At 56.2% G+C, this 11,210-nt stretch carries 9 protein-coding genes; 6 read left to right on the forward strand and 3 right to left on the reverse strand.

Features of this window, described 5'->3' with window-relative positions; translation table 11 throughout:
• Nucleotides 1–40 precede the first annotated feature (40 nt).
• Both ACQUSW_RS07715 and ACQUSW_RS07720 read left to right on the forward strand, forming a co-directional pair.
• Nucleotides 41–1,681, forward strand: a complete 1,641-nt coding sequence (locus tag ACQUSW_RS07715; RefSeq protein ID WP_428931707.1) for a hypothetical protein — start codon at nucleotides 41–43, stop codon at nucleotides 1,679–1,681.
• A gap of 317 nt (nucleotides 1,682–1,998) precedes the next feature.
• The gene (locus ACQUSW_RS07720; RefSeq protein WP_428931708.1) at nucleotides 1,999–2,703 is read left to right on the forward strand and encodes a hypothetical protein; all 705 of its coding nucleotides are present in this window, start codon (nucleotides 1,999–2,001) and stop codon (nucleotides 2,701–2,703) included.
• 74 nt (nucleotides 2,704–2,777) lie between these two features.
• On the opposite strand, the gene ACQUSW_RS07725 is transcribed toward ACQUSW_RS07720, so the two are convergent.
• Complete coding sequence (locus ACQUSW_RS07725) at nucleotides 2,778–3,554, reverse strand: GntR family transcriptional regulator (protein WP_428931709.1); 777 nt, start codon at nucleotides 3,552–3,554, stop codon at nucleotides 2,778–2,780.
• Between the two features lie 114 nt (nucleotides 3,555–3,668).
• Between ACQUSW_RS07725 and ACQUSW_RS07730 the strand changes: the two genes are divergently transcribed.
• The 4 genes from ACQUSW_RS07730 to ACQUSW_RS07745 are packed head-to-tail and all read left to right on the forward strand — an operon-like array spanning nucleotide 3,669 to nucleotide 8,675.
• Complete coding sequence (locus ACQUSW_RS07730; protein ID WP_428931710.1) at nucleotides 3,669–5,522, forward strand: ABC transporter permease; 1,854 nt, start codon at nucleotides 3,669–3,671, stop codon at nucleotides 5,520–5,522.
• Between the two features lie 24 nt (nucleotides 5,523–5,546).
• A complete protein-coding gene (locus tag ACQUSW_RS07735; RefSeq protein ID WP_428931711.1) occupies nucleotides 5,547–6,812 on the forward strand; it encodes an extracellular solute-binding protein in 1,266 nt (421 codons plus the stop codon).
• Nucleotides 6,813–6,849: 37 nt separating this feature from the next.
• Nucleotides 6,850–7,758 carry a metallophosphoesterase family protein gene (locus ACQUSW_RS07740; RefSeq protein ID WP_428931712.1) on the forward strand — a complete coding sequence of 303 codons (909 nt, stop codon included), beginning with the start codon at nucleotides 6,850–6,852 and terminating at the stop codon, nucleotides 7,756–7,758.
• On the forward strand, nucleotides 7,755–8,675 hold the full coding sequence (locus ACQUSW_RS07745; protein ID WP_428931713.1) for a DUF7916 family protein: 921 nt from the start codon (nucleotides 7,755–7,757) through the stop codon (nucleotides 8,673–8,675). The genes ACQUSW_RS07740 and ACQUSW_RS07745 overlap by 4 nt, the downstream gene beginning before the upstream one ends.
• A 5-nt stretch (nucleotides 8,676–8,680) precedes the next feature.
• On the opposite strand, the gene ACQUSW_RS07750 is transcribed toward ACQUSW_RS07745, so the two are convergent.
• Nucleotides 8,681–10,420, reverse strand: a complete 1,740-nt coding sequence (locus ACQUSW_RS07750) for a D-apionate lactonase family protein (protein WP_428931714.1) — start codon at nucleotides 10,418–10,420, stop codon at nucleotides 8,681–8,683.
• Between the two features lie 32 nt (nucleotides 10,421–10,452).
• On the reverse strand, nucleotides 10,453–11,208 hold the full coding sequence (locus ACQUSW_RS07755) for an SDR family NAD(P)-dependent oxidoreductase (RefSeq protein ID WP_428931715.1): 756 nt from the start codon (nucleotides 11,206–11,208) through the stop codon (nucleotides 10,453–10,455).
• Nucleotides 11,209–11,210: the final 2 nt, after the last annotated feature.

Raw genomic sequence — 11,210 nt, forward strand, 5'->3', positions numbered from 1 at the left:
ATAGACCACTATTTCTGCGCCAGGTTGAGGAGCGACTGTCATGTCAACCGTTTCGAACGTCTTACTCAGCAATGCACACCGCAAAAAAGTCATCCATAATCTCGTCTATCGACACGATGATTGGGCTGCAGCCGACGCGGCCTTCGGAGAACTGTTTCCTCAGGCATTCTGCATCGACGAAGATGCTGGCCACATCCTGACTGTGTCGGACCCTGGGGTTGTATCGGTGTACGACTGGGATACGGGTGCTTATCTGCGATGTTTTCACGTCGCTGGCAAGAGTGCACTGTCGCAAGCGGCAGTGATACGACAGATCGGAGCAAAAAAATGGCTGTATCTTCGCCTAGCGCTCGACGTACTCGCTCGCGTAGACATCACAACGCTTCCTCCAAATATGTCCAGCGTTGCACCCAGCGACACTTACAACTTCCCAATGCATTACGACTTCGACTGGCGCAACGACGTGTGGACCATGGGCACGCGAGTCTCAAATTACGGCGACATGAGTTTTCAAAACCGAGGGCGATTTATCCGACGAGATAACGACTTCAACGAGATCGGCATTATGGAGATCCCCTCCATGCGCTATGGAGGAAATGTTGGCGCAGCTCAAAACCTGTACATGCAAAGTTGGATACCAAAAAGTCAGGGGTTCGCAGAAGGGCCTAATTGCTATGCAATAGGCATGGGAGGCGCATATCATCCCGACAAAATGAGCCCCGAACTCGAAACTTTGTTTCACATGCAGGGTATTCGTGTATTCAACACCGGCGGTGAACTAATGGCAGAAAGCCTTGTTCCTGCGAGCGAAATGCTAAAGACATACGCAGACCTAGGCCTAAACCCGAGTTTTATTGAGTGCGAAGGAGTCGATTGGGCGTTTGGCAACTTCTATACCATAAACGTTATTAATCGAGCCGCCGATCCTGGATCAACAGGTGGCGGTTTTGTTATCCAACAAGAGTTCGTCAGTGACGACACCCCCGGCGCATTCGAGGTGACCGAGACTGCACGCGGATATCCAGTACCAACAACGCAATTTATCGGGGCGGGTATGCAGCCGCTCAGTGACGATCTCTCACTACGTAACCAAGTGACATGGGAACCGCTGACAACCCTGGAAGAAGCGCTGTCGACGATGCGAAGCATCGGTCAGCACCGCCTGGCATTTTATACCGCGATAACAAACCTTAAGGACCTTGCTGGCAATCCATTCCCAACCAACAGCTTTGTCGAAATTTTCAACTTGGGAAACTTTGCGTTCGATGTTCGCATCAGCGGCCCTAATGACGATCGCCGCTTACGATTAACGTCGAGTGGACCTAGCGGCCCTTGGAACAGCATTTCAACTGATACAGGATGGGTCAACCTTGAAATTGCTACTGGTTTTTCCGCTATTTCAGCCGAAGAACACCCAAAAATTCGCCGCAAGAACGGCGTTCTCTATTTCCGCGGCGGATGGTCTAATACAGGCATCACCTCGACGGACACCGTGTATGAGGTGGGCACAGTACCTTCATCCTTTACTGTTGTGGAAAATATCCTGATTCAAGGGACATCAAGTAATGGCGCATCCGATGCAACGGTCAGAATCGCAAAAACGCGATCGATCCAAATACGAACAGGCATCCGAGTAGGTTCATATTACAAGATTGATGGAGCGAGTGCTCCCGTAGATTAATTAACTAGCTCCGGCAACACAAACAGGGAAGCAAACACATGCAATTCACGCGACGCGCACTATTACATGGTATTGCAGGAGGTGCAGGCGCATCGCTATTTTTGCGGTCTCCTGGATCGGAGTCGATACGCAGGTACCCAAACATTCAACTGAGTCCCGTTTCCAATCTCATAGGCGGACGACCGCTTGACATCCGGTCAGCGCTCCACACTTATTCTTACAATGAACTAGAAGAACTAGGCGGGCTTCTCAAGAGTTTAGGGACCCAACTTGTACGTGACGTGATGGTCCCAGGTAGCACCCAACAGGAATTTGCTATGAAAATGTGGGGTAAATTAGGTATTGGAGTTATTGGAATAGTCTCGGTACCCGGCGATACCGAGGCACACGTACGGCGGCGAATCCGTACGGCGGCGAAGTATCGCGATGTAATATTTGAGCTTGAAGTAGAAAGCAATAGTGTTTTTCCGGAACATTCTCACGGAAAAATCTTTCACTACCAGCTAGATTCGCTGCCGATCACCACGAGCAATACTGCACGATCGTTCGCAGTCGGATCCGATAAGGTTCTTCGCTGCTGGCTAACTGACCTGAACGTGCGTCAAGAGAGTAACGCTGCAAGTTCACCATTTTGGCCTGTATTGGGTGATTATGGATTAATAGAACGTAAACGTAATGCTCTTACACCGTCGGCAGGGTTTTTCGCCATTAAACGGTTAAATTCGTTAGCGCGCTCGATCCCGACTGCGCCGAGCCGTGCCCCCGAGTTCTACACAAACTCACCCGCTGGGCTTTTCACTCGCGCCTGGGTCACTCCGGAGGGACGAACAATCATTGCGAGCTGGTGGCCCTACGGTCAAGACGTACGATATAAAAAACTGGAGATCGAGACATCTCAGCCAGTGCGATGGCAATTCATTGAACCCTCCCGCACATCTGCATACTCACCGATCATGCATGGCCAAGCATGGTCGGGAAACATCACAAACCATCCGTTGCTACTTTTAGTCGATCCGTACTGAATATGAGTCACCCCGCATAAAATATGAGAATGCACTTGGCCTCATCACCGATGTTCGTTGATTTCACCGTGCTTTCAAGGAACCCGTCGTCCTCGCGTCGTACCAACTTGCATCCGAATCTCATAGCGATCGGCACGAAGCAACGCAGCGCCAACTTCAACAACCTCGTCGTCCGCATCAAACACAGTAACCTCAGCCTTAAACACGGGTGCTCCCGGCTCAATCTCGAGAGTTTTAGCCTCTTCTGTATCCACCGTAACTATCGTGAATCGCCGATCGGCTCGCACTCCGCCGGAACCATACTTCTCTTGCAGATATTCGCGGACGGACACTTCTTCGAGCGGCGCCGTCTCCAAGCCTGGATACCGTTCTAACGAAAAGTACGTGTGCTCTAAAGAAATCGGGGCACCATCAGCGGTTCGCACCCGAACGACCTCGAGCACAGAAGCATCGAGACCGACGCCCAGCGAGTCGGCGACTATCGAATTGGCGCCCTTTCTCTTTGCGCTAATGATGCGGGCACCCGGGCTCATACCCAATGCCAAAATCTCGCGTGAAAACGACGGCAGCACGGATGCGATCGGCAGGCGAGGTTGCGAAGTGTATGTTCCGCTCCCAAGAACTCGTGTCACTAAGCCTTCACGGACCAGCTGATCAACCTGATTGCGCACCGTCACTCGCGACACGCCAAATTGCTCGGCCAACACCCGCTCCGATGGAAGTAATGATCCGGCGCTCATATCAGAGATGAGCGCAGTCAATCGCTCGTAGACCTGGATTCCCTTTGGTCGCGCGGCAGACAGCGGAGCGAGCATTTCCGTGTAGGCAGGGCGGTTTGGACTGCGAGCCATTCACCCTCCCGGTCTCTCTTCCACGGCAAACGTTTACCGACAGTGCACGCAATGGACGCTATCACGTACCCAAAACCCTTGACATTTATAACCGGACTACACCAGTATGAGCATGTGATCAGCAAACCAAAGCTACAGAGAATCCGTGCGGCAGTGGCCTCAATACCGTGGATTACCCCCACGGTCCTGCTGATCATGGCTATCGTTGCGTTTCCTGCCGCGTACTCTGTCTACCTTTCCTTCGTCAAGGTGAACAGGATCGGGCAAATCGCTGGCTTTGCGGGGTGGTCCAACTATCTACGCCTTTTCAACGAAGCCATGTTTGGGCACATCATGCTCAACACAGCGCTGTGGCTTGTAGTAGTTGTTGTCGGCACCATGGTTGTCTCACTGGCGCTGGCATCGCTGTTGAATGGAACCGGTTGGGGGCGACAGTTCTTACGCTTTTCGCTCATCGTTCCATGGGCAGCAGCGCTGGTCATGACAAGCCTTGTCTGGCGTTTCATTCTTGAAGGCCGCTCCGGTGTACTGAACCGGGTTCTCAACGATCTCGGCCTCATATCGGGCTACCCAGACTGGTACAAAGACCCCACAACTGCGTTCGCCTCGGTCATGGTGGTCGGGATCATCACGTCCATTCCGTTCACCACGTTCGTGATTCTCGGCGGGCTAAAAACCGTTCCTGCTGAATTAGTGGAAGCCGCTCGCGTCGATGGCGCAAGTGCGTGGTCAATCTGGCGGCGCATAACAATTCCGTCGATTCGCCCAACAATTTTTGTGGCGATGGTGCTCAACCTGCTGCACGTCTTCAATGCGTTCACCGTCATCTGGGTCATCACTGGTGCTGGGGCAGGCAACGTGGCCGACACCACCATCACTTGGATGTACAAAATCGCGTTCGTCACGCAACTCGACACGGGTGAGGCGGCCGCGCTCGGTGTACTCAACGTCATTTTTCTCGTCGCGCTCATTCTCATCTACATGCGCTGGGCCTCACCGATCGAGACCGATAAGGATCGAACCTCGCGCTTAGCGTTGCGAGCACGCGCCATGGCGGAAACAGTGGATGACGCTCTTATTTCCCTGGGCGTAAAAGTCACACGCATATTTGCTCCGCTCGGCAGATCACTAACGCGGCTCATCCATGCCATATCGAAACCAGTAGCGAATACGGTGTCCGTCATTATCGGGGTCTTCTTCCTCGCTCCCTATCTGGTGATGTTCCTGTCATCGCTGAAAACCACGAATGAACTGTGGTCGATGCCGGCCACCTATCTTCCCGATAGGTGGATGTGGTCAAACTACGTCGAGGTATTCACGCAGATCCCCTTGGCCGATTACTTTCGTGTAAGCCTCACCGTGGCTCTCGCTTCGACCGCGCTCGTACTGCTTGTCGCTGTGCCAGCGGCCTATGCCGCCTCACGTCTCCGTTTCCGCGGTCGCACCGCATTCCTCGGGCTCATTCTTGTCACGCAAATGTTCCCCGGCATCGCGCTCATCATCGGTCTGTATCAAGAGGCACTGCTACTCAACGCCATTGGCGAGTACTGGTTCATCATCGTCGTCAACACAGCGTTCAATCTCGCTTTCGCGGTTTGGATTCTGTTTGCCAACCTCTCTGCGATTCCTCTCGAACTTGACGAAGCCGCAACCCTTGATGGCCTCGGCAGGTTCGGAACACTGGTGCGTATCTTGCTCCCGCTCATCAGCGGAGGTCTCGTCACCGTTGCGATCTTCAGCTTCATCGGTGTATGGAACGAGTTCATGATCGCACTGACCATCTTCAACCAGCCCGGAGAAGGCCGTGTTGTGCTCACTGTCGGTATCCAACGATTCGTCGGAGTGTTCGAGACCAACTATCAGTATCTGTTCGCGGCCTCGCTCATGGCGATCATTCCCGCGGTCATCCTCTTTGCTCTGATCCAACGTCGCCTAGTCGGCGGTCTCACCGCCGGCTCTCTTAAGTAAATCCACCACACAGAAAGAAACACCATGAACAAGCGAATTCTCGGAGTCGGTGCGGCGGCCGCCGCAGCACTCCTCTTAGCAAGCTGCTCCAACGGGCCTGCGTCCAACACAGACTCCAACGCGACCGATGAGCAAGCAGACGAACTGTCGATCGTCGTTGCGCAGTATTCTCCCGGAACCGAGGGGTACTGGAAAGAAATCATCGCTGACTTTAACCAGGACTATCCGGACGTGAAGGTCGACCTACAGGTTCTTGACTGGGGAAACCTGCAACCAACCGTCAACACACTCATTCAAACTAAGCAATACCCAGACATCCTCAACCTCACGAATTTTCAGGACTACGCGGCAGCCGACCTTCTTTACACGGGCGACGAAGTGCTGACGCCAGAGATCATCGACGACCTCCTTCCCGCATTCCGAGCCAACGGCGAAATGGACGGAAGGCTATACGGCTTACCGTTTGTCTCCAGCGCCAACACCATGTATTACAACGAAGAGATTCTGGCTGAGGCTGGCATCGACGTGCCCACAACCTTCGATGAACTACGCGATGCCTGCAATGCCATCAATAAGCTACCCGGAGACATCGTCACCTACGCGCTTTCACTGGGCGCTACTGGTGGTACAGGTAACGCTGCAGCATGGGTATTCGCTGGCGGTGGCGAATTTTTTGAAGACGGAGAATGGACGATCAACAGCGAAACGAACGTCGAAACATTCCAGTTTCTTCAGAACCTCGCAGCTGAGGGTTGCACACAACCCAATGCAGGACAGTCCAACACCGGGGATGGAACGTGGCCGCTGTTTGCTCAGGGCAAGGCAGCCATGACATACGCACCACTCGGAGACGTTCCAGGGTTCATGGATCCAGTGAAAGAGGCTGGCTTGAGCATCGCGGCGACCACGCACCCCACGAACAATGGTGCCGAGCCCACGATTCTAGGCATTCAAGACAACCTGATGGCGTTCAAAAAGCCGGGTAACCAGCAACTGGTGCAGGAGATTCTGAAGCGCTTCTACGAGCCCGAGCGCTACGCTCAGATCGCGAAGACAGAAGGTCTGTTCGCTCTCACCCAGTCAGCACTGGACGTCTCGGTGAATGACGAGGAGCTTGGACTCACCCAGGCCGATCTTGATCTGCTCAACACGGCCCGGTTCTACCCGAACCACCCTGGTTGGGCCGCAGCCAACGGGCGCATCAAGTCAGACATCGGCCTGACCGTAGACAGCGGCGCGGATGTGGCGCAAATTCTTACGGGTATTCAAGACGCGGCAACTGCAGGCTAGTTCTCGTCTCACTCTTATTCGCGAAAGCAGACGTTATATGGCACCGGGAACCCGGCGCGCGACGCGCATCGTGCATGTATCCGACCTCCATCTCGAGCCCGATGGGCACGAACAGTACGACGGATTGTATGCTCGCCTGCACAGAATTCGGAGCCTCGTTGGTGAGCTCCGCGCTGACGTCGTTATTGCCAGTGGAGACCTCACCAACCGTGGCTCAAGCACTCCGGAACACTTTGCTCTCGCAGCACAGTGGCTCGATGCACTGGGAGTACCGTGGCTCGCAGTTCCCGGTAACCACGATCTCGGTGCAAATGTCACGCGAGGTGCTCAGTTTCCGTTGATGGAGCGTTACGAAGACATTCCGTTTGCAGAAACCGGCTACGCAGCGGCGCTCGGTACAAAACTTGTTCCGAGCGCCGCTACAGAAAACCTCACGGTGCTTGGTGTCGTCCTACGCGAAGACGACCCCGATGGTGCACTCGATGCTCTCAGGTCTGCAATTGAAAACTGCTCCGGTCCGGTGGTTGTGGTAGGCCATTATCCCGTTGTGCGAACTCGACCTCTCACCAGCACTGAACCGTTTGGGGCACAGGGTTATGTCGACCGATCTGCTGGCGAACTGGCAGCGCTGTTGCGCAGCAGTCCAAACGTCATTGCTTATTTGTGTGGACATGTACATGTCACTTCGACAGCCCCTATCGGTGATTCATGCATGCAGTTCAGCGCAGGTGGCCTCGGCCCAGGTGCGGCGGCACTGCGTCTGTATGCGTGGGACGGAATGACTTGGGAGTACTCGACCATCGACACCGAAGGGCCTCAGACGTTCTGGGAGAACGGGCTGGAAGAAGCTCGCAGCAACCCGCTCTTCTCCAGCGGCACGGAATGGGAACGCCGCGGCAGGTGGATGCCGCCCGTTTCCCCAATTAAGACAAAGGAATATCCATGACTCTCCGCCTCCTCGATCACTCAGCTTCTGACACCGCCGAAATCAGCAAACAACAGCTGATCCACGCGATTCGGGCTAGTGAAGGCCGCACCGTACTGTGCGAAGTGGCCGCCACCACGCAACCGGTTCTTGTCTCTGTCAGCAACGCGGAACTCGTGGCCGCGATGAGTGCGGACATCATCCTCGTCAACCTTTTTGACGTGCACACCCCGTTCATTGATGGCCTCCCAGCCGACACTCCACCGTCCGAGATGATTCGGGAGATCAAACGTCTTACCGGTCGGCCTGTAGGTATAAACCTTGAGCCGGTCGACGAATATCACTCCCCCGATGGTGGCTCGTACTTTGTTCCGGAGGGACGCAGAGCCACACGAGAAACAGCACAGCTTGCCGCTGATCTCGGAGTCGACTTGATTGTGCTGACGGGAAACCCCGGCGCCGGTGTGTCGAACGCAACAATCGCTGACGCATTGCGGTCTATCCGGCAGCAGCTCGGTGACACCGTCGTCCTGGCTGCCGGGCGCATGCACGCGGCTGGAGTATTCAACGCGGCTCACGGGATTGTTGAGATCGACGATGTCGATGCATTCGCCAGCGCCGGAGCCGACATGCTCCTCATCCCCGCCCCAGGAACAGTCCCGGGCGTATCTCTCGAGCTCGCCAATACACTTGTCACTCGCGCCCACAAGCTCGGCATGCTTGCCATGACAACGATCGGGACATCACAGGAGGGCGCCGACGAACAGACGATGCGTCAACTCGCACTATCGGCAAAAATGGCGGGCGCCGATGTTCATCACCTTGGGGACGCCGGGTATGCAGGAACCGCTATTCCCGAAAACATCCTCGCGTACTCGATTGCTGTACGTGGAAGGCGTCACACCTATACCCGTATGGCTCGGTCACTTAACCGATGATGGAATTACTCTCTGCCCACTCGCACCCATCCACCGGCGGGCACCGTCACGGCCGCTGAGTCTGTACCGTCATTCCGCACGGTAACGGTGCGTTCGTGACGGTCGAGGTTTGCGACGTAAGTGATGGCGGGGGCGCTGTCGGGTGAGACGGCGAGCGCCCACACGAGGCCGTCAGTGCTGCATCCGGAAGCAGTCGGTTCACCGCTGTGGGCGCTCAGTTGTTGCAGCATGTCGCCAGCCGGAGTTAGCTGGTTGGTGTCGTCGATGAGGCCGCGGGGTCCCCAGGTTTCGAAGTAGGCCAGGGAGTCGATGCCGGCGACCGACAGGGCCGTGATCGACGCGAGGGTCCATGCGGCAAGTTCTTGCGCACTCTGGCGGTGATCGACGCTGCCGGTGAACTCGGCACCATATCCCTGCGAAAGGTCGCTTCGGGTGGGTAACGGTTGGGGACGCGTGGCGACATTGTTAAATCGCGGGCGCAGCGCTACCGGGCCAATATGCACAGGTTTACCGGCCGCCATACGCACAATCTGCCGGGCGATAAGACGCTGCATGGCCACTGATTCCACGAGCTGTTCGGTGTCGACACTGTGAAAAAGGGGCGTGACGGTGCACATGATTCCGTCGACATCGGCAGGCACGCGCGCAAACTCGCGGTTCAGCTCAGTAAAGTGCGACCGAGTGCCGCCCCACACAGCCGCCGTACTGCCCGCTTCATGCAGCGCTGCACGTAGCTCGGCTACGAGAGGCGCATCGCTTATATGCCATTCGGTTTCGCACACCATAACGCGCACAACGTTGTGTGCCGCGAGCGCTGCAGCGGCACTGCGTAGATGGGCGGTGCTGCCATCGCTCACAATGCGAACATCAAGGGGCAGTCGGTCGCGTGCGGCACGCTCTAACGCTGCACGCCACGACGCCGTTGCCAGGTTCAGTTCGACGGTACGAAAGCTGCCAATACTGGTCACGGGTATAGGGTCGGGCGCTGTCGCCGCCTCAACGCCTAGGGTCGGCAGGCATCCGGAATCTTCCACCGTAATTGACTCGGCCCCGTCGGCATCGGCGATCGAAAGCGCATGCGGGGCACCGTCGCTGCCACTAATACGCAGCGACTGCATAACTCGCTCCCCTGCACCAAGCGGATAGGGAAAAGGCAGGGCCAACGGACGACTATATGTTTTTAGCGAGGCGTCGGTCCAGTTGCGCTGGTCTTCCATCTCAAAAATATCGCCAGCAAAACGAATCGTGGTGTGCGCGGTGTCGTCACCAATCCGCAGCTCACGAATATCAAAAATTGGCTGATGTGGGCTGATATCGATGGGCAACGACCCGTGGGTTATCGCGCCATCACTGTGCTCCACGCGCACAGGTTTACCGGCATCTGTCGGCGGATGCAGCACAACAAGCCCCGTGCGGCACGTATCGAAATTGGCGCCATTCGTGGCCTCCCACGTCACCACCAGGGCGTCGGGCTCACGCTCCACACGCAAATATGACCGGATGCTGGCGCCCAGACCATCATGCTCGAGTTCTAAACGCAGTGCATCAGCACCGTCGTCAACGGCCAGCACACGAACGGGAACCGTGTTCCAGCCGTTGTCTCGCACAACAGCGCGCACGCTGCGCACCAGCATCCGGTTGTTTACAGAGATTTCAGCGAGCTCGTCATCGCGAAGCTCAAGAGTCCACGGGCCGCTACGCCAACGACGACTGTCGTGGCGCCACCAATGGCTACTGCTGCTCATCTCGTGAATTTTCTGTTTCGATCGTTGAGAAATTAGAGGGTTGTCATGCCGCCGTCAACAGCGAAGAGCGCGCCGGTGGCAAACTCTGCGTCGTCGCTGGCCAAGAACACCATGATCCCCTCAACATCGGCCGGTGTTCCGGCCCGACCCACAGGGATACGGCCCACGATGGCCGCGCGAGCCTCAGGGTCGTCTGAAATAGTCGTGACGAGACCGGTTTCGGTATAGGCTGGAACAACCGTGTTGACCCTTATGCCTTCGCGGGCATATGCGGCGGCGACGGTGCGGGTAAGCCCGTGAATACCGGCCTTCGATGCCGAATATGCGGTGAAGTCTTGCCCCTCGCCATTCAGCCCCGTGGGGCTACCGGTGAGAATGATCGACCCTCCCCCGGCAGCAAGCATGCTACGTAGAGCATGTTTCACGGTGAGGAACGTGCCGGTGAGGTTGATGTCGATCGTGCGACGCCACACATCAAGGTCAAGATCGGCGGCTTTCGCGTCGTGCCCAAAAAGTTGCACGCCAGCATTAGCGACCACCACATTGGGTGCCCAGCCCGCGTCAACCGCCGCAGCAAACCCCGCCTCTACCGACGCCTCATCAGAGATATCGATCGTGACCGGCAACGCTGCTTCACCAATGTCGGATGCCGTGGCTGCAGCGGCATCCGCATCGCGATCAGCGATCACAACGCGAGCGCCCTCGCGCGCAAAACGTTCAGCCACGGCACGGCCAATACCGGCACCTGATCCTGTGATGAGAGCTGTTCGCCCTGTGAGTCGAGACATAA

It is taken from the genome of Microbacterium luticellae, from assembly GCF_050408645.1.
Taxonomy (GTDB): domain Bacteria; phylum Actinomycetota; class Actinomycetes; order Actinomycetales; family Microbacteriaceae; genus Microbacterium.

Bases quoted from the DNA above. Each gene is read 5' to 3' on its own strand.
- ACQUSW_RS07745 (WP_428931713.1), top strand. From the start codon at position 7,755: ATGACTCTCCGCCTCCTCGATCACTCAGCTTCTGACACCGCCGAAATC.
- ACQUSW_RS07740 (WP_428931712.1), top strand. From the start codon at position 6,850: ATGGCACCGGGAACCCGGCGCGCGACGCGCATCGTGCATGTATCCGAC.
- ACQUSW_RS07735 (WP_428931711.1), top strand. From the start codon at position 5,547: ATGAACAAGCGAATTCTCGGAGTCGGTGCGGCGGCCGCCGCAGCACTC.
- ACQUSW_RS07715 (WP_428931707.1), top strand. From the start codon at position 41: ATGTCAACCGTTTCGAACGTCTTACTCAGCAATGCACACCGCAAAAAA.
- ACQUSW_RS07755 (WP_428931715.1), bottom strand. From the start codon at position 11,208: ATGTCTCGACTCACAGGGCGAACAGCTCTCATCACAGGATCAGGTGCC.
- ACQUSW_RS07720 (WP_428931708.1), top strand. From the start codon at position 1,999: ATGAAAATGTGGGGTAAATTAGGTATTGGAGTTATTGGAATAGTCTCG.
- ACQUSW_RS07750 (WP_428931714.1), bottom strand. From the start codon at position 10,420: ATGAGCAGCAGTAGCCATTGGTGGCGCCACGACAGTCGTCGTTGGCGT.
- ACQUSW_RS07725 (WP_428931709.1), bottom strand. From the start codon at position 3,554: ATGGCTCGCAGTCCAAACCGCCCTGCCTACACGGAAATGCTCGCTCCG.